18 protein-coding genes and 1 pseudogene are annotated in these 18,907 nt (G+C 34.1%); 4 read left to right on the top strand and 15 right to left on the bottom strand.

The annotated features are described in order from the left end of the window. Nucleotides 1–263: 263 nt before the first annotated feature. The 3 genes from AC3RVF_RS10830 to AC3RVF_RS10820 form a co-directional block, all read right to left on the bottom strand. Entirely contained in the window at nucleotides 264–1,034 is a 771-nt protein-coding gene (locus tag AC3RVF_RS10830) for a LytR/AlgR family response regulator transcription factor (protein WP_489693368.1), read from the bottom strand. After that, a complete protein-coding gene (locus tag AC3RVF_RS10825) occupies nucleotides 1,034–2,920 on the bottom strand; it encodes a tetratricopeptide repeat-containing sensor histidine kinase (protein WP_489693367.1) in 1,887 nt (628 codons plus the stop codon). Before AC3RVF_RS10825 ends, AC3RVF_RS10830 begins: the two co-directional genes overlap by 1 nt. 149 nt (nucleotides 2,921–3,069) lie before the next feature. Continuing rightward, nucleotides 3,070–3,468 carry a hypothetical protein gene (locus AC3RVF_RS10820; protein ID WP_489692007.1) on the bottom strand — a complete coding sequence of 133 codons (399 nt, stop codon included), beginning with the start codon at nucleotides 3,466–3,468 and terminating at the stop codon, nucleotides 3,070–3,072. A 104-nt stretch (nucleotides 3,469–3,572) separates the two neighbouring features. On the opposite strand from AC3RVF_RS10820, the gene AC3RVF_RS10815 reads away from it, so the two are divergent. Next, nucleotides 3,573–4,247, top strand: a complete 675-nt coding sequence (locus AC3RVF_RS10815; RefSeq protein ID WP_489693366.1) for an RNA polymerase sigma factor — start codon at nucleotides 3,573–3,575, stop codon at nucleotides 4,245–4,247. A gap of 92 nt (nucleotides 4,248–4,339) precedes the next feature. Here the strand turns inward: AC3RVF_RS10815 and AC3RVF_RS10810 are convergent, their stop codons facing one another. Next, the gene (locus AC3RVF_RS10810) at nucleotides 4,340–4,939 is read right to left on the bottom strand and encodes a hypothetical protein (protein ID WP_489693365.1); all 600 of its coding nucleotides are present in this window, start codon (nucleotides 4,937–4,939) and stop codon (nucleotides 4,340–4,342) included. Between the two features lie 236 nt (nucleotides 4,940–5,175). Here AC3RVF_RS10810 and AC3RVF_RS10805 point away from each other — a divergent pair, with 236 nt between their 5' ends. Continuing rightward, entirely contained in the window at nucleotides 5,176–6,450 is a 1,275-nt protein-coding gene (locus AC3RVF_RS10805; RefSeq protein WP_489692004.1) for a DEAD/DEAH box helicase, read from the top strand. Nucleotides 6,451–6,474: 24 nt separating this feature from the next. Here the strand turns inward: AC3RVF_RS10805 and AC3RVF_RS10800 are convergent, their stop codons facing one another. Both AC3RVF_RS10800 and AC3RVF_RS10795 read right to left on the bottom strand, forming a co-directional pair. Beyond that, nucleotides 6,475–7,401: a DUF5996 family protein gene (locus tag AC3RVF_RS10800; protein WP_489692003.1), complete on the bottom strand. Its 927-nt coding sequence runs from the start codon at nucleotides 7,399–7,401 to the stop codon at nucleotides 6,475–6,477. A 91-nt stretch (nucleotides 7,402–7,492) separates the two neighbouring features. Continuing rightward, nucleotides 7,493–8,077, bottom strand: coding sequence for a diheme cytochrome c-553 (locus tag AC3RVF_RS10795; protein WP_489692002.1), 585 nt, complete (start codon nucleotides 8,075–8,077; stop codon nucleotides 7,493–7,495). A 196-nt stretch (nucleotides 8,078–8,273) separates the two neighbouring features. On the opposite strand from AC3RVF_RS10795, the gene AC3RVF_RS10790 reads away from it, so the two are divergent. Then, a complete protein-coding gene (locus tag AC3RVF_RS10790) occupies nucleotides 8,274–9,434 on the top strand; it encodes a GNAT family protein (RefSeq protein WP_489693364.1) in 1,161 nt (386 codons plus the stop codon). A 43-nt stretch (nucleotides 9,435–9,477) separates the two neighbouring features. Here the strand turns inward: AC3RVF_RS10790 and AC3RVF_RS10785 are convergent, their stop codons facing one another. The 4 genes from AC3RVF_RS10785 to AC3RVF_RS10770 all read right to left on the bottom strand — a co-directional run bounded on the left by AC3RVF_RS10785 (nucleotide 9,478) and on the right by AC3RVF_RS10770 (nucleotide 12,344). Continuing rightward, nucleotides 9,478–9,777, bottom strand: coding sequence for a type II toxin-antitoxin system RelE/ParE family toxin (locus tag AC3RVF_RS10785; protein ID WP_489693363.1), 300 nt, complete (start codon nucleotides 9,775–9,777; stop codon nucleotides 9,478–9,480). Between the two features lie 147 nt (nucleotides 9,778–9,924). Further along, the gene (locus AC3RVF_RS10780) at nucleotides 9,925–10,590 is read right to left on the bottom strand and encodes a hypothetical protein (protein ID WP_489693362.1); all 666 of its coding nucleotides are present in this window, start codon (nucleotides 10,588–10,590) and stop codon (nucleotides 9,925–9,927) included. Between the two features lie 111 nt (nucleotides 10,591–10,701). Continuing rightward, nucleotides 10,702–11,145, bottom strand: a complete 444-nt coding sequence (locus AC3RVF_RS10775; protein ID WP_489693361.1) for a toxin-antitoxin system YwqK family antitoxin — start codon at nucleotides 11,143–11,145, stop codon at nucleotides 10,702–10,704. Nucleotides 11,146–11,471: 326 nt separating this feature from the next. After that, entirely contained in the window at nucleotides 11,472–12,344 is an 873-nt protein-coding gene (locus AC3RVF_RS10770; RefSeq protein ID WP_489691998.1) for an AraC family transcriptional regulator, read from the bottom strand. A 92-nt stretch (nucleotides 12,345–12,436) separates the two neighbouring features. Here AC3RVF_RS10770 and AC3RVF_RS10765 point away from each other — a divergent pair, with 92 nt between their 5' ends. Beyond that, a complete protein-coding gene (locus tag AC3RVF_RS10765; protein ID WP_489693360.1) occupies nucleotides 12,437–12,781 on the top strand; it encodes a DUF983 domain-containing protein in 345 nt (114 codons plus the stop codon). Between the two features lie 197 nt (nucleotides 12,782–12,978). Here AC3RVF_RS10765 and AC3RVF_RS10760 read toward each other — a convergent pair whose 3' ends face one another. The 5 genes and pseudogenes from AC3RVF_RS10760 to AC3RVF_RS10740 form a co-directional block, all read right to left on the bottom strand. After that, the gene (locus AC3RVF_RS10760) at nucleotides 12,979–13,497 is read right to left on the bottom strand and encodes a restriction endonuclease subunit S (protein ID WP_489693502.1); all 519 of its coding nucleotides are present in this window, start codon (nucleotides 13,495–13,497) and stop codon (nucleotides 12,979–12,981) included. A 126-nt stretch (nucleotides 13,498–13,623) separates the two neighbouring features. Continuing rightward, nucleotides 13,624–14,094, bottom strand: a pseudogene (locus AC3RVF_RS10755) (restriction endonuclease subunit S); the annotation flags it as partial. Between the two features lie 41 nt (nucleotides 14,095–14,135). Next, on the bottom strand, nucleotides 14,136–16,163 hold the full coding sequence (locus AC3RVF_RS10750) for an HsdM family class I SAM-dependent methyltransferase (RefSeq protein WP_489693359.1): 2,028 nt from the start codon (nucleotides 16,161–16,163) through the stop codon (nucleotides 14,136–14,138). 690 nt (nucleotides 16,164–16,853) lie between these two features. Beyond that, nucleotides 16,854–18,086 (bottom strand): BamG family beta-barrel-assembly machinery protein, encoded by a 1,233-nt coding sequence (bamG, locus tag AC3RVF_RS10745; protein ID WP_489693358.1) that lies wholly within the window; start codon nucleotides 18,084–18,086, stop codon nucleotides 16,854–16,856. Then, complete coding sequence (locus tag AC3RVF_RS10740; protein ID WP_489693357.1) at nucleotides 18,076–18,888, bottom strand: hypothetical protein; 813 nt, start codon at nucleotides 18,886–18,888, stop codon at nucleotides 18,076–18,078. Before AC3RVF_RS10740 ends, bamG begins: the two co-directional genes overlap by 11 nt. Between the last annotated feature and the right edge of the window lie 19 nt (nucleotides 18,889–18,907).

The raw sequence follows: 18,907 nt of genomic DNA, 5'->3' as shown, positions 1-18,907 counted from the left end.
TAGTTAGTTGAAAATAATTTTGCGAGGAGAGAACTAAGTAACTGAATATCAATAATTATAAAAAGCAATCTAGGACGAAGAGCCTTTAAATTTGTCCGAAATAAGGGTTTTACTTGCCGAAGAGAATTTTATTGAAAAGTGAAGTTTGGACTCACGACGTTTAGACTCACGACAGATTATCTATAATGAATATCGTTTTTTTTAAAAACAATAATCCTTAAAAGTCGTGGCTCAAATCCTCCTGATTCAAAAAGTCAATAAATTTAAATGGTTTGCAATCGTTTAAGAAGTTCGGTGCGCATTGCTTTGCTCATCGGGATTGCTTTTCTTGATATCACTACGTGCGTACCCGCTACTTCATCTATTTGTGAAAGATTGATAATATAAGAGCGGTGTATTCTTAGGAAGTGATTTTGCGGAAGTTTTTCGTCAATATCTTTCAAAGTCATTACCAAAAGATATTCGCGGCCTTGCGAAAAGATGCGGCAATAGTTGCGGTCTGCTTCAATATAGTAGATGTCTTTAATATTTATTTTCAGCATTTTATCGTTGTGACGAACAAAAATGCGATCGTTCAAAATGAAATCAGTAGCATTTCCATTTGGTGGCGTTATGCCATTTCCACTGCCGTTTTTTTGGTTTTCTGAAGTGTTTTCTACTGAAATTCTATCAATAGTCAATTCAATTGCACGCTGTAAATCTAGCTTTTTAAAGGGTTTCGAAATAAAAGCGTAGGGATGTGTTTCCTTAGCGCGCGTAAAATGTGCATCATCTGTATTTGCTGTTAAATAGATAATAGGAATATGGTATTGTTTTTCAATTTCCTTGGCGGTTTCAATGCCGTCCATTTCGCCTTTTAACTGAATATCCATCAATACTATGTCTGGTTTTTCAATTTTTATTTGTGATAGCGCTTCTTCGCCGCGAGGCAAAATACCGGTAACTTCATAACCAAGATCGCTTAGCTGCAGGGAGATGTTGGCTGCAATTACCATTTCGTCTTCAACAATTAATATTTTTACGGCTCTATCCATCAAGCGATTTTAAAGTTTTTGAAATTAAAAAAAACGGTAGTTCCATTGTTGTGTTCTTCGGTTAGCGTACCATTAAGTTGTTGGGTAAGTAGTTGTATTAATTGTGTTCCAAAACCCGTGCCTTGTGGTTTTAAACCTTCTGTTTTACCGATGCCGTTGTCTGAAACTTTTAATAATAAGACATCATTTTCCTTTTTTAGGCTAATGTTTATCAGTCCCTTTTCTCCCGTTGGGAAAGCGTATTTTAACGCATTGGTCAATAATTCATTCACAATTAAACCGATGGGAACGGCAGTGTCCACATCCAGATTTAGGTTGTCCATTGCGCATTCAATTTTTACTTTGTCTTCGGCATTAAAAGTGTCTAGCACGCCTTCGCTTAAATTTATAAAGTAATCTTTCATTTCAATACTGCCCAAGTTTTCACCTTGATACAATTTTTGGTGAATAATTCCCATACTCTGCACGCGGTTTTGGCTGGCAAGCATCGCCTCTTTGCTGGCGCCGTCTTCCAGTTTTGCCGATTGCAGGGCGATGAGGCTTTTTACCATTTCCAGGTTGTTCTTTACGCGATGGTGAATTTCTTTTAGTAGTAATACGTTTTGCTTGTTTTTGGCGTCCAGGTCTGTATTTAGTGTTACTAAAGCTTTTCGTTTTTTGCGAATGTTCTTCAACGTAAAATACATTCCGAAGAGAATAATGGCCAACAATCCTGCAATACCAATATAAAGAATTTGCGTTTTTCGTTGTTGCGAAATCTTAGCCTCTTGGTTTAAAATCTCCATATCCTTTTGTGCCGTTTCGTACTTTACTTGCAGCTCGCTATCCTGTCGAGCAATAATGGTGTTGAGGTATTCCGAATGACCTTGTTCATATAACTCATGATACTCCAAAGCATTTTTATAATCGCCCAGCTGGCTATAAATGTTTGAAACATGCATATAGTTTTCCCAAAGATTTTTGGTGTTGCCAATGCGTTTCATAATTTCTATCGCTCTCAGGTTATAAGGCAGCGCTTGAGCATATTTTCCCTGTAAAATATATACGTGACCAATATTTGCAGTGGGTGGCATCGTGTAGCGAAGGAGGCCTATTTTTTTTGCTCCTTCGTAACAAGCGGTATAATCTGCAATGGCTTCGTCGTAGCGTTCCATGTATTTGAAGATATTACCGCGGCCATTGTAGCAAGCTAAAAGAGGCGCATCTGTAATTCCCACTTTTTTGTATAACTCGATGGCGCGATTCATATTTGCTAAACTTTTTTCTAAATCGCCAAGAAACAATTGATTTTCTGCAAGCCGCCGGAAGGAGAGCGCCATATCTTCCTCGTAGCCGTATTTTTCTTGAATAACGATTGCTTTTTTGCAATATTCGGCACCCTCCGCATAACTGTCAGAATAATAAAGTAGGTCGCTTATTTTTGTATAGCATTGTGCAATTCCGCGCTGATCGTCTATCTTTTCAAAGAGTGCCAATGCTTTATAAACTGCTTCAGAACCTTTATCATATTCTGCTGTACCGCTGTAGTTGGTTGCTAATAATAGGTAGGTGTTTGCCAACGTTTTTGTCATTTCCTCTTTTTTATAAAGTGAAATGGCCTTATTTAAATAAACGATGGAAGAATCCAGCACGGTGTGGTCTTCGTGCCATTTTGCCATACCGATATAGGCATTGCCGAGGGTTTTAAAATCCTTGTTTTTTTCGGAAATCTGAATTGTTTTTTTGAAATTGTTGTATTTGGAAAGCGTGTCTTTGTTCTTCGGAATTATTTTTTCCGAATCTAAATACGCTCTTTTAAGCGTGTCTTCTTGTGTTTGAGAAGGAGTTTGAGGGAGGCTGCTCCACGAAACGCAAGCTAATACTAGTGCTAGTAATAGTCGTTTCATTGGTTTATTGATTGATTGTTAGTTACTTCTAAAGATAGGAAGATTTTCTTTACCAAATAGGGGGTTGAAAATTTCGACTAAAATAAAATATCTTCCCTGCCACATTTTGAAGTGACAGAGAAGATATTGAAATACAATGAATAACAGAATTAACGGGTTGAATTTGTAATTTCAGGAATGCTCAACTTGGCCAAAACGTAGGCGGCAATTGCCATCACAATATCGCGTACAGCAACGTCTGGGTGATGCCAAGTAAAAAGCAAGCTCAAGGCAATAAGTAAAAGCCAAAGCGATACAATATAAGCTCCTAATCGTGTTTTGGTGAATACGAGTATGCCCGCAATAATTTCGATTACGCCTACAATCATCATAAATGTTGCCCCACTAAATGGTAACATATCTAATAAAGAAGGTGCGAGATAACCAACCCATTGGACTAAAATATTCAAAAATTTGTCGGCTCCCGCGGCAATTGGCACTATTGCAAATGTGTATTTTAAAAGGGTTTGTAATTTGCTGATTTCGGCATTGATTGCTAATGTTTTCATAGTTTTTTGATTTTATGTTCTATCGGTTAGATGAAATCTACAGAACACGGTTACAAAATTTGTAACTTTAGAACAGCTGCGGCATCTAAATAGAAAAAGAAAGCATGAATGCGACTCAACCAGACAGATTTACTTTAACAAAATTGACTGATTCAAAAGTGGTGCAACGAATATTGGAGGGCGAAAAGGAGCTTTTCGAGATTTTGATGCGAAGGTATAACCAGCGACTTTTTAGGGTAATACGGAGTTATATTTATTCTGAAGACGATGTGCAAGATATAATGCAGGATGCTTATGTGAAAGCTTATACTAAACTACATCAATTCAATAACCAATCTGCTTTTTCTACTTGGCTTATCAGGATTGCAATAAATGAAGCGCTTCAAGAAATACGAAAACATAAAAGACAATTAACTAATTACGGAAAAACCGAAAGCTTAGAAAACATTTTTCAATTGCCAGACACAAACCAAATGAATCCCGAAAAACAAGCCATAAAGACTGAAACCAAAGCCTTGGTAGAAAAAGCGGTGGATGCGCTTCCCGAAAAATATAAAGTAGTGTTTGTGCTGCATCAAATTGAAGGCCTCTCAAATCCTGAAATAGCAGATTGCTTAAAACTCACAGAGAGCAACGTAAAAGTGCGACTGCATCGTGCAAAAAATTTACTGAAAGACGAACTTTTCAAAACAACCCACGATGCTTCAATTTTTCAATTCGGCAATCATAAATGCGATGCGGTGGTTGAAGAAGTTATGATGCGAATTCAGAATTTTTAAAATTGAATTACTGAAATTTATAATTCAGCCATTCGGTATTTAGTTGTTCTCTTTTCTGAAGAATTTAACCGATTATAAAGCGAGTTTAGACACTATGCGCCCCAATGAACAAAAATGGCTTTCACGTCTTTAACATCCTTATTGTTTGGAAATTGTTCCTCCAACTTATCGATTAATATTTTGCCTATTTCACAATCTTCAAATTCATATTGGCAGCGATAGCTGTATGCTAGTGCAAGTCTGTAATTGGCATCAAAATCACCCGGATATAGTTTTAATGCACGTTTGAATTGAAAAATGGCATTGTAGTACGCTCTTTTTTTTAACCAAGAATCACCGTCATTTATATAAAAAAGATACTTTTCTTCCTTTTTCTTTTCAATAACATTTGGATCAGAATTCTCCATTTTCGGAAACCCGAAACTATAATTATTGAAGGTAATATAGAGAGTACAGCCAATTAAAGGCAAACCAATAAATAGTAGAAGCATTAAATTTCGAGCCTCTTTTTTTCGCTTATTTATAATTTTATTTCTAATAGCTTGCAACTGTAGCGGACTGGCTTTTTTTATATTAAAGGCAGTTCCAACAGCATTGTAATATTCGTTTTTGATAGTGCCGTAGTCTTTTCGCTTAAAAAAGGATCTTTTTGCAGGAAGCAGGTTTTTGTTGTTACGAAGTGTAACAATCATATGATTTATACTACCAAAACCACCCATCATAGAAATAATTTAATTATCAATTATACTATTTTTCTCCCAATTTCCGCCAATTTCCTTCATAAATTCCCCACGCAGAAAAATAGACGTACCTTCGCCGCTTATTAAAACCGTCTTCTTAGTTTTAATGGTTTTTCAAAGGACCGAATTCTAAAAGCGCCGCGATATACTATCTCCAAGCGCAGCGGTCTTACAACTTAAATAAATTTATGTCATTTAAATCTCTTGGGCTGTCCGATGCCCTGCTGAAAGCAATCAGCAAAAAAGGATATGAAACGCCTTCGGCAATTCAACAAAAAGCAATTCCATTAATTTTAGAACGTAAAGATGTACTTGCCTCCGCACAAACCGGAAGTGGTAAAACAGCAGGTTTTGCATTGCCAATGTTACATATATTGAGCAGTGAACCAACCTTGCGTCAGCGCCCCGTTCGCGCATTAATACTTACCCCAACCCGCGAACTCGCAGCACAAGTGCAAGATGAGTTTAGGGAATATAGCGAATTTACAGATCTACGTTCCACCGTAATTTTTGGTGGTGTAGGTGCAAATCCACAAATACGTGCTTTGCGAAATGGAGTAGATGTATTGGTAGCAACTCCTGGTAGATTGTTAGATTTGGAAAACCAAAACGCACTAACTCTTTCAAAAGTTGAAATTCTTGTTTTGGACGAAGCGGACAGAATGCTCGATATGGGCTTTCTTCGCGATATTAAAAAGATATTAGCATTACTGCCCAATAAAAGACAGAATTTGCTTTTCTCTGCAACCTTTTCAAAGGAAATTAAAAAATTGGCGAATGAGTTTCTACACAATCCTGTTTTAGTAGAAGCAACGCCAGAAAACACAACGGTTGAAAAAATCGATCAAACTGTTTATAGAGTAGATAAAGCCTTAAAAACAGACTTAATCATAAAACTTATTTCTGAAGGAAATTGGCAGCAAGTTTTGGTTTTTACCAGAACCAAGCACGGCGCCAATCGTTTGAGTGAAAAGCTTGAAAAAGCAAAAATTACTTCGGCGGCAATTCATGGTAATAAAAGTCAGGGTGCACGTACAAGAGCACTTTCTGGTTTTAAGGAAGGAAAAGTTCGCGTTTTAGTTGCGACTGATATTGCAGCACGTGGCCTAGATATTCCATTATTGCCACACGTTATTAATTTTGAATTGCCTAATATTTCCGAAGATTACGTTCACCGAATAGGCCGTACAGGAAGAGCAGGAGCAAGCGGTGAAGCACTTTCACTGGTAAGTTTAGATGAAGTTGGTTATTTAAAAGATATTGAAAAACTAATTGGCGAACGCTTACAGCCTAAAACAGTTACAGATTTTCAACCTACTGAAACTATGGCCGATGTAAAAGCTGCCGAGGAAGAAAAGAAACAGCAAAAGGCACAGCGCCATAGCCGAGGACGAAATACTGGGTCTAAAGTAAATACACACTCAAAAAGCAATAATAGCAATAGAGGAAGAGGCAGAAGATAATTTATCTGTTTTAAGTTGGTGAACTTATAGTTTATCCAAATCGGGTACTGTAAGTTCATCAATTTTCCAATTTGCACGTTTTGCACCAGCTTGGTAAGCACTTTCTAAAAAATCTAAAACTGCCTGTCTCGGATTGCTAGCGTTTTTCACCATTTCATAACTCAATAGTGCCATGGGGCTTCCATTGCTATATTGCCATCTTGCATCATCTGGTTTCAAAATTTCTTCATCAATACCTTCAGGCGCTGGGAATATGTATGAATAATACATGGGTTCGCGCATATTATCGTCGCCCACCCAAAACCCAAAACTAATCTGCTCGTGCGAGTAGCTATCTTTTTCTAAAACCCTTGCAGAGGCATCCATTGGCGGTAATTTCTTTCCAGAGAAGCGCGTTAACACAAGATCTAAATGGTGCCAATAAATATGAACGGGGCATGATTTTCCATAAAATCTACCACTAAATTCCTGAAAAATGCCGTTATTCCATTGCATAATTCTCCAGAATTCTTCAATATATTTCCAGTCATAATGATGGTATTCTGTAATTTTCGTGAAGGGTTTGTCAATATTCACATCAAAAGGCTTTTCCACATATTTTGTGCTTAACCCAGTTCCTTTTATTTTAGAAGTATATTTCTTATAAAATGCAGCGATAGTAGGGTTTTCCTTGAGAGAAATTACAAATTTCTCCCCTGCACTTTGCGTGATTATTATTGCTTTTCTTGCAATATTAAACGTTATTTCAACACTTTCTAATCCTTCATTTACAGAAATACTATTTGTTGTAAACCCCTGAGGCGAAACGAAAAGCGTTAAATTCCACCAATGATTTTTTCGCGGATTAGAGGCAAGTCTAGTTTTACCAATTATTTGAAGGATGAGGTGTACAGTAACGCGCGTATTGTTCCAGTTTTCAAAAGGCAAAACGGGTAGTTTTTCTGAATTCATAAGAGTAATTTTTAATTTTTTATCGGTTATGCTTTCACTATCAACGTACTAAGTTACTTCTAAAAACTAAAATAATCAATAAACAACGTTATTATACCTTTGGCGGAATAGGAGCCGGCACATTGTTTTCCACTGGTTTTATGGTTTTTAAATATGCGAAAATTGCCTTTAAATCTTCATCGGGAAAAAACGAAATTGATTGCCACGGCATAGGTGGAAGTAGATCTCGGCTATTTTCCATTCCTTTATATTTTCCTTTTTTAAGGGCGTAAAGAAATTGAGCTTCGGTCCAATCGCCAATTCCGGTATCGTCAGGTGTTAAGTTCGCCGCAAAGGTCGTGCCCCAGGGGCCAATGGAAGCTGTAAGTCCGGGTGAAAATAAAACATAAGATTTCGCTGTTTTTTCATCATAGGTAGGCAACTTCTCATTAGCGGGATGGCCAGAAAGTAAACGGTCGAGATCGAGAATTGGTCCTGTACTAGTCATCTTTTTCGGGGAATGGCAATCATTACAACCAGCAGCATTTACGAGCATCTCTCCGCGTTTAATTGGAGATATTTCCGTTTCGGCCGTTTTGCCTTCGTACATTGCAGGTGTAGAGTTTTTCTTTTTTTCCGAATCGCAAGCCGTCAATGAAATACAAAGAGCAGCCAGCACTAAAAGTTGTTTTTTCATGATTTTGTTGATTTTAATTGTATTATTAAATGTAAGAAATAAAACGATTTGTTTGAAAAAACAATACTTCTTTTTAACTGAAAACTAGTAAGTTACGTTTTCTTAAAAAATAGGTTCAAACAAATTATATCCACAATAATTTGAATATTCATTTCCCTTTTAGAGTTGCTATCTTTATACCGAAGCAAATTGTAATATGCAAAACCGCAATTCAGAAAATTTATATTTTTTTCAATCCGTAAATGATATTCCAACAACACATTGGAATTTGCTTGTGGCAGATACTAATATTTATTTGTCCATTCCGTATTTATTGGCTTTGGAACAAACAATTGCTTCTAGTGTAAAACCAATTTACCTTTTAGCTTACAATGAAAAAGAACAACCTATTATTGCGGGATTGTTTCAAATATCTGTTTTCACCTATAAAAAGGAAGCGCAAAAACGCGTATTACTTAGGCTATTTCAAAATTGCCGAACCGAAGATGAAGGGGTGTGTATTAAAGGTTTAGTTTCTGGAAATATTTTCGCAACGGGAGAACACGGATTTGTGCACTCGCAGCAAACATCAAAAGAAACCGCACTGCAGATTCTGAATAAAGCTGCAAAACAAATCCGAAAAGATGTGCGTTGGAAGGATATGTTTGAAGTAATTCTGTTTAAGGAATTCTGGCCAACCACTCAAAACGGTTCTATTTTAGAAAATTATAAATATCGCGCCTTTCAGGCAGATGTAAATATGGCGTTCAAGCTTCAACCGTCTTGGAAAACTTTTGCCGACTACCTGCATAGTATGAAAGCAAAATATCGTACCAAAGCAAATAGTGCCTATAAAAAGTCAGAAACTCTTGCCATTCGTTCCCTTTCTTCGGATGAAATTGACAAAGAGCAGAACAATATTCAGCAAATGTTTAGTAACGTCCTCAATAGGTCTGAATACCGTTATGGCGAAAATTATCCTGCTTCCTTTTCAGCTTTAAAAGCAAATTTGGGCAATTTGTTTATTTGCAAAGGCGTGTTTTTGGATGATAATTTAATAGCATTTAGCACCGCCTTTGTAAATGGAGATACTTTGGAAGCCAATTATGTGGGCATTGATTATAATTATAATACCAAATATGCAGTTTACGAACGACTGTTGTACGATTATGTGGAAGAGGCCATTGCGTTAAAAGTTTCGCAATTGCATTTGGGCCGTACCAGCGAACTTATTAAAAGTGCTGTTGGCGCTGTGCCGGTTAATATGACTTTATATGCACGCCACACTTCCAAGCTTAAAAATGTACTTTTAAAACCGTTTTTGGAAAATATACAACCAAGTGCGTTTGAGTTGCGGAGACCTTTTGGTGAGCGTTGAAAGATTCTTCAGCAGATTTAAAATTAGTTAAACGTTATAGTTTTTATTCCGTTATTCTTTTCTTTAAATCCATACTTTCGTGTAATATTCTCGTAATTTCAACATAATTTTCGTTTAAAGTTCTGTAGAATATTATATGTCGATTTGGTTTTATTCCGAAAAGTTGCTTTGCTATTCCTTCATAGTTTTTTCCTAAATCTGGATTTTTCGCAATTTCTTGAAAATTAGAAATTAGCGAATCGTAATATTTGTCAGCTTGTTGTTCTGACCCAACTTCAATAGTATAATTCCAAATCTTCGATAAATCCTCAACAGCTTTGTTCGTTAATTTATACTCAGCCATTCGAGTGTTTTTTTGCCTTTAGAGATTCAAGGTGTTTTTGCTCATTTGATTAAAATTTTTCTCGAATTGTACACAATGGTCTTAACTGATAATTTGACGGAGGGTATCAAAAGTACCCTTGTACAAGCAATTGCTTATAGTATTTAATTAATAATAAACCGAAGTTTCAGAATCTGGAAAGGTAAATTTATTATTTCCAGGATAAAAATTATCTATGGTAGGTAAAGTTTTCCGTTTACTTATCATTTCTTTTTTCTGAATTTTTGAACCTTCATTCTCACAATCTCCAATTTCTTCTTGGTAAATAATCTTACCGTTTGAAAGATTATAATCAAAATTATAAAAATAGTCACAAGGTGCGCCAAAATTTACTGTAGCTCCGATTAACTGAAATGCGCCACTTTGATACCTAAACCTATGAGTATAATACCATCTTTGGCGACCTCCTCCTGAATGATTAATTACAAGACAGTTTCTATCAATCGAAATCCCTTCAAATGGATCACCCATCATTCCACCGTGTTTACTTGGTAATATTGCTCCAACAGATTTTTTCCACAATTCCCATTTGGAATGGTTCTTTTTGTAAATGTATATTTGTCTTTCTGTTCCTAGATCAGTTTCTTTTTGAGTATCGTAAACTATAACTTTTTCAAAGATTCCATCTTTGTCTAAATCTCCTACTTTTTCATCAAGAATTTTAAAATATTTTGGTGTTTCGATTATATCTGTTTTTTTATTCTCCTGACTTTCACAAAACATAAACGAAAATAGAAATAGAACTAAAATATATGTAGGTATAGGGTTTTTCATATTGTTGGGAATGTGTTTTTAAGCAAATACAAACTGAATAGAAAATCGGCGAAGATTTTTGTGAGTAGGCTAAAACTAAGCAATTAATTATATGCGTCTTAAGTTTAATTTTTAATAATTGTATACTTTTTTTACATTTCCATTTTCAAAATACTCAATTGATTCTCCTTTCAATTCACCGTTTTTATATTTCCATTCAATTTTCTTTTTTCCACTTTCGTAATATTCTGTCGAAATTCCTTCTGCTATTCCATTTTTATAGCTAAAGTCAGTCTTTTTTTCTCCAGTTGGATAATATGCGATTCCACTTATTAGAATATCATTTTTGAATTCCCAAATTGATTCTTTTTCTCCAGTTTCGTAAAATCTGGTGGCCGTACCTTCTTTTTTGCCATTTTTGAAAGTATATTCTTGAAGAAGCTTCCCACTTTTGAAATAGGATTTTCCCTCAATAAGTTGCCCGTTTTCATAATTCCATTCAGAGTAATTTCCGTCTTTGTGATATTCTTTTGGAATTCCATATTCCCTTTGGTTTAAGTTGAAATTTATTTCCACCGGATAACATAATTACTGCATTAGAAGCATACCACTTCTCATAGATTAATTCTCCAATTTTTTCATTGTCACAGGTAAGATAAAAAGCTAGAGAGTCTGTTGAGCTTGCTGTGTAATTAGCCATAAAATATATTTATTTATTAAATTATAAAAGTTCGGTCGTAGCCTAACCGTTAACGTGTTCGTATATGGCAGGTTGTTTTGGTTTAGCAACTAATTTAGCAAATAAAAACTGAATAGATTATCCGCGAGAATAAGTAGGCAAGAACCAAGTCATTAAATATACAATGTAATGTGCATCGTACTTTTAAATAATCAAAATTTCATCAAAAATACTTTTTACGAAAATCCAAAGGCGTCATACCTGTCTTTAATTTGAAAAATTTTGAAAAATACGCGTAATCCGAGAATTCCAGTGTATAAGCAATATTGGCTAAATTCTCGTGTGAATGAACAATCAATCTTTTTGCTTCTAAAATGATTCTTTCAGAAATTAATTGGCTTGTCGTTTTATTAATTGTTTGTTTTACTACTCTATTCAAATGCTTGGTTGAAATGCTTAATTTATCAGCATAAAATTTAGGGAATTTTTGACTATGAAAATGGGCGTTAATTAAATTCTCTAAAGTTTCAAGTATATTGAAATAGTTTGGCGACTTAAACTTTTCAATATTGACGTCAATTGTATACGCCCTTGTTAATTCTATATAAATGTTGTTTAGTGAATTTACTATTTTTAATTCTCTTAAAAGATTGGTTTGTAAATATTCAGCATAAGCTTCTTTAAACTTAAGATTTAATTCATAAAGTTTTTTAGGAGCTAAATCTAAAAAAGGAGGATTTTGATTCGAATAAAAAAATGGAAATGAATGGAGCTTATGTTCTAAAAACTTTAGTTCATAAAATTCTTGAGAGTGAAAAAAAATAAATCCTTGGGGTTGTGTCTCAAATTTCCAAAAATGTGTTTGTCCTGGTTTTAGAAAAAACACCTTGCCTGGTTTTATACTATAAGAATTAAAATCAATTTCGTGCGTACCTGTACCTTCGGTAAATAGCACACATAGATAGAAATTATGACTATGTGGTTTATTAATTAAATCCTTATTACGCTGTAAGTGATTCGAAATAGAATTTATATACACATCATTTAGAGGTGCGGATTCTTTAAATTGACTAATATTTAAAACAGGTATTTTCATATTATATGTCCTAAAAGTACAAAAAGTTGCGAACATTTTATAAGACTATTAATTATTTACAGTCTTAATTTTGCGCTATAAAACATATTGTGATGAGCAAAGTTATAGATGCATTGAATTGTAAGTGTCCGAATTGTCAAAAAGGAAAGATTTTTATGAATGGTGGGAGCATTTTAATGTTTAACATTCCGAAAATGAATGATAGATGTCCAGAGTGTGATTATAAATTTGAAAGAGAAACTGGTTTCTTTATTGGGGCTATGTTTGTGAGTTATGCGCTCGCTGCCGCTCAAATGATAACAAGTCTTGTGGTATTTTGGTATTTTATTGATTTGTCGCCTTTAAGAGTTTTCGCCATTATTGCTGTAATTGCATTTCTATTAAGTACCACCAATTTTAAATTGTCAAGGTCTATTTGGATATATTTATTTTATTAAGATGAGCTTTGAAGTTCGTTGTTTGTATTATGCCAACGGTTAGTATATGAAAAGTAGGCGATTTCGAAGCACGAAACTTTCGGTTAAGCGCAAAGTTTGATACGAGCCAAAACCTTGAATTTATTACTGCTTCGCCTATTTTTTATATACATTGTTACAAGCTGGTGTTCTTTTTTTCGTGATTTAACTTCCCGTTTTTAATGAATTAGAACACTCTTTGTTGCTTCTATTTTTCTATCGGCAAACAAAACAACCTCTTTTATAACTAATTTTTGAATGGCAGAAATAAAAGTTTCCATTACAAAATAATTTGGTTGTTTGTTTAATGATGGAAGCATCATTTCAAAATTTAAACTTTTAGAACTTCTTAATTTATATGAATAATCAAATTTGCCAAACAACAATTTTTCCATTGTAGAGGCAAGGAATAGCATAGTTCCTTTAGAATATTTGTTTTCACTGTGCCAGAATACTCCTGTATCATCTCCTGCTCCAAATTTATAATCTCTATAAAATGTATTACCAAAAATATCAATTGTAATAGCGTTTTTTGGAAAACTGGCTATAGGATTTGAAATGTATTTTACAATTCCAGTGTTTGTAACACCTGCCATAACAAAAGGAATGTAGCCAGAAATTTGCTCGACTTTTTTGAGTCTCCGACCTTGTGCTATTTCGTTAAATATACTTTTGAATTTAAAAGCACTAAATTCAATCTTACCATTTTCAAAATCTTGTAAAATATTATGTTCTTCGTCATTTAAATTATAATCACTTAACCCTGTTACTTTTAAATAGGCATTAATTGTAGATACACGTTCTATATCTAATTTCGTGATATGAGCCTTTTCAAGGTCAGCAATAAAACTCTCTATAAAGTCAAAATCAATTTTACCATTTTTTGTGGGAAGATTTATTATGGTATTTTTTAATTTAATTTTCGTTGCTTTATTATTATAAGAATATTTAAATCTAACTACTTTATCAATAGCAGCGATAATAAACTGTTGATTGATTTTATTTAATTTTTCACTTTGTAAAACACTTGTTGCTCCGTGTCCATCTTTAAGATAAAACGGCGTTTCTAAATAGACGATGTTTTGATTGTTTGAATGTATTAAAATAGTCGGTTTTCCATTGGGATTATTTAATACATTATTATTTAATTGATTATAAGAAATTATTCCATTACTTGTGGTTGCTTGGCCGTAAAAAGGATATAAGTTTTGTGTTTTATCTTTTAATTCTTCAAGTTTTAACGGGTCAATTTCTTTTTGTGCTTGCCATTGTAATACTGTTTCAATTTTAAATTCTCCCCACTTAACTTTTTGTAATTTTGCGTTAAGTAGGGCATCTACTTTCCCAAGCTTTCGTTTTCTGTGTTTTGTTTTAAAATATTAGATACTTCAAAAGCCAAGTAAGCACTTACAGTTTTTTTGAAGTCTTCTAATTTTGGCATTGAATCAATTATTTGATGTTGTTCGAAGTTCCAATCATTCCCTTTCTCTGAAACAACACCCATAGCCACTTCTTGTTTCAAATCCCAGAGGTCAGAAGAAACTGTTGCTGTTACTCCATTTTTATAAATTTCTACTATGTCTTTATAGCGTTGCACAGGATTATTTATTTCTAAAAGCCCACGCTTTGTGCGTTTGTAACCATCGTTTCTAAAATCAATGAACTTAACCTGTTTTTTATGGTCGTGTTTTTTACCTGTATGTTCTACAACATATATGGAGGTTTGAACACCAGCCATTGGTTGAAACAAATCGACAGGCATTTTTATACTTGCCAATAATTGGTTTTGTTTTAAAATAGCTTTGCAGCTTTGAACACCTCGACCACTACCAGCAGAATCCTGTATAATTATTGCCGCTTTTCCACCAATCTGCATATTGTCTAAACCAAATTTTATAAATGGCATACCATTTTCTTTGTAACTAAATGGTGGGTTAAGTAGTAATTTATCTGCATTGAATTTTTTATATAGGTCTAATGGTTCTTTAAAAGAAGAACCTTTGCGAATATTGGCTGAACCATCTCCACGCAAAATCATATTAGTAGAGGCAAGAGTAAACATTTGAGCATCAAGTTCAACACCGAGTAATTGGTTCTTTTTTATTTCTTTGATTTTTTCAATTGCTTTTTTGGTTCTTTTACCATATTTCTGTTCGGTATAATCTATCATTAACTCCATAGACGAAATTAGAAAACCTGCTGAACCCGTTGCTAAATCCATTACTTTAGAGTTTTCGTCAACTTCTAAAATTTGTGTCATCATTTTGGTAACATAAGGTGGAGTTAACACAATCCCAATTTCTTTTCCATCTCCAAGAGCATATTTTAAAAATTCGGAATACATTTCTCCCATAATATCTAAATGCCCACTCATTGAGTCGATAGATAAAAAGATGTTTTCGTAGATGTAAGTAAAAATTTGTTTGTTGACACTAGCCATATCAGGCAATAATTTACCGATAATTGTGTCTAAATCTATTTTTTTGTCACGGTCGGTATCTTTGTTAATTTCTCTAAAAGACGCCATCATTAGATTTTTTTTATCTTGAGGTATCTCTTTTAAAGTAAGGTAATTTTCTATTTGGTTAACGATAGTGTCTCCATCTCTTTGATTATCGAGATTAATACCTTTTAGATCGTCTGGCACCAATCCTTTTTTAATATCTGCAAGGTCTTGCATTGCCAAAAGCATACCTGAAACATATAATACACGCTGTGGAGCAGTAATAGCGTGGTTGTGCATTAGCTTGTTTAGTTTTTTCGCATACTCTTGTAGCTTTGCTTGAGAGTCGATTAAGATTTTATGTTTCTCGTCTTCTGTAAGTGTTGCTACTTTATAAAACTCTTCAAATGATTTTTTGGATTCCAAAAAATCTAAAGTTGAGTAACTTTCAACTAGTTTATAGGTTTCATTGGTTGCACCAAAAACATAATAGACTTTGATAGTTACGTTGCTTGCATTATTACCAGATATTCCGATTGTAATTGCTTCGGTATACTTTTTACTCATTATAGCACATTGAGCATAATGAATTGCACCGTTTACAGCAAAGTTTTTAACGGATTTTATATCGTTCTTGAGTTTAGTGCCATTGGTTGCCGATAACTTATTAATTCCTAATTTGTTTTCAATTAGTACTGGAATATCAAAAGTTTCTAAATGAAAATCGGGTTTCCAAGATTTGCCTTTTTCGGTTTCGCCTGCTTCTTCAAGTTCAAGTCGCTTTAAAAGTACGCCTTGTTGAATGGCATTTTTTAAATAATCAGACATTGCCGATTCTACAGTATATTTAGTTTGTTTAATTCTAGCAAACTCTGACTTTACCCAGTCATTTACATTATCTTCTAAACTCCAGTCTTTCATTAATTTTTATCTATTTATTTTGGATGTTAAGTTACAACTTTAGATTCTCTAATTTTGACGGTTTATTGTTGATTTGTTAGTTTTCCCACACTTGCTTGTAACATGTAAATATACGAATATACCTATGGCGTATATATTACATATCTATCTCTTCTCAATTTGTTAATCCAATTAAATATAAAATAAATCTACCACCAAATTTTACGGAAATCCGCAATCGATCAAAAAAAGTAGAAAACAAAAAAATGCTTCTTATTCCAAACGTGAAATAAAAAGCATTTGTGTAAACTTATTAGTACTAAAACGAAAAGTCCTCTACCCTTTTTTAGGCTTCGGCATTTGTTTCGGTGGTTGTGGTAAAATGATTGTGTAGCAAATAATAAAAATAGCTTACCTAGCTATTTTATTTAATCTGTAGTGAGTCCATCTGGATAAACACATAATTTAACCCCTTTTTTCTCAATTTAAAAATCCGCAACAGTCAATACTTCTTTAAAATTATTTTGCAGAAATTCCACGAAAAATACTATGAATACTATAAACGTTGCGCTAGCCCCGGTCCTACCTCCATCTGGCAGGTGTGGGACGCTCGCACATTTAATATGTTATTACTTTATTTAAAGTATAAAAAACCTTCTAAGCGATTTTTTAAAAATGCAAAGAAGGTTGAAATACAAACAAAAAATATATTTAATCGTAAAGTCTTTTTTGGAACCAAATATTTTCTAAACTGAGATTGATGGAAATTAAATGAAATTTTTCTTGAATAATGCTATTTGATAGAATGCCCTGTTGGCCATAGGTATACCCTATGTTTAGCATAGAGTTGGTATGTTTATTAAAAGGTAGGCCAAGCCCCAAAGTAATTTGGGAATTTTTTATACGGTTGTTGTTTATTTCTAAATTCCCATTGTCATAATTTACACCACCTCGGTACATAACGCGTTTCCAATATTCTGTGCCATTTTTGTTAGGGATATATTCCATGCCCAATCCCACAAAGTCGTTGTTTACAAAATTTCCACCGTTATCAGTTTGGTCTGTGGCGTTCCAAAAACTTTTCTTGTAATCTACATTTATTAAAAGATTTTCACTCATTCTTGTTTGCAGTCCCATCCCCACTTCTATGGGCAGTTTAAAATTATCCAGGGTTTTAGATAGTGTTTCTGAAGTGTCGCTATCTGCCTGAAATATTGTTAAATCCTGTTCTCCCTTTAAGCTTGTTGGAACATTTATCGTAGCTCCAATGGAAAAATTTTCATTTATATCATATTGCATCCCAGCGGTAAATTGGATACCCCTATAAAAATTTTCTTCACTAATATAGAGCGCATCTCCACCGATATAATTTGTTTCTTCTTCCGTAATTTTTCCAAATAGAAAGGAGGTAGTAAAACCTACACGAAATTTATTGTTAAGGGAATAACCAAAATTTGCTTTTAGGCTATTGAGACCTCCTGAGCCATAAATATCTGAGAAATAGGTGTCTGTAGATCCCTCAATTTCGTTCCTTACGCCTTTAACAAAATAGCCAACATTTGTATATGGCAAAAGGGTTAAACCCATTCCCAATTTTTCTGTAATGGGAAAAGCAAATGCTAGTCCTGAAAAGTTTGCATTGTTTCTCGGTTCGTTTATCCCATCTTCAACAAGTGTCTCGCGCTGAACTTTTATATCTATTTCATATAAAAAGCTATTAGGTGTAATACCACCAAAACTCGCTGGGTTTATAGTATTGATAGCTCCATCAAACGGCGCGGCAATGCCTGTTTTACCCATAGTATTTGATTTTCCTGTATTTAGATTATTAAGCAATCCCAATCCGTACAACGAATATGGCGAGCTTGATAAATCATTAGTTTGGCTAGATGCTTTTAAAGCTATTAAAAAACATATTAAAATAAGAAAGCTTTTATTCGTCATTATAGAGGGCATATGTTATTTCGAGTTTAACGCTACGTTTATTTGAACTTTCGTCACCATAAAAAATATATCTATCCATAGAAGAATTGAATTCGTTTGAGTAAATAGCCAAGTAGTAATTATCATTATTGTTGTCTGTGTCTAATTTAATATTGAGAAATGTTTTTATTGGAATGTTATAATATGCAATTCCGAATTCAGAATTTTGTTCGTCGTAAATACCATAAACCTTATCACCATTTACTGTATAAAGATCTTGAACAAAATCGAAGTTATTATCTACAATCATTACATTCAAGGAATCTCGTGGTGTTATTTGTTGAGATAATGTTGTGAGCGCAATTGCAAGGTTCGCACTAATAATAGTTCCTTCTCCCTCAATTTCATAAAGCGTTTTGAGATATGGAATATCTATATGGGTTAATACCCCTACCCCAGATTGAACAAAGGTTTGATTGTCGGCTTGGTCACTTGGCAACAAAATTTCATTATCGTTTAATGTTTCAAGTATGGTGCCCCCTCTGTCGCTATAAATATGATTAAAGCTATTTACTTCAGATCCAGGAATATCATAATACGCTTCCGTAGCTCCATCCTCATCACTAATCTTGTAATAGAGACGCACCCTACTCTGCTTTCCAAAACCAAGGATTGCAGTATTATTTTCATCAGCCTTTATGGCTAACCCTTTATAATTTAATAGAAATTCATCTAAAGTGTTTATCTCGTTGGTTTGAATAGCTGTGAATAGATTTTGCCCAAAGTCTTGTTGCAATCGTATTTGCAGCGTATCCTTTCCCAAAGGCCTGGGGTAGAAAGTT

It is taken from the genome of Aequorivita sp. IT1183 (assembly GCF_058068265.1).
This window is presented reverse-complemented; position numbering and strand designations above follow the sequence as displayed.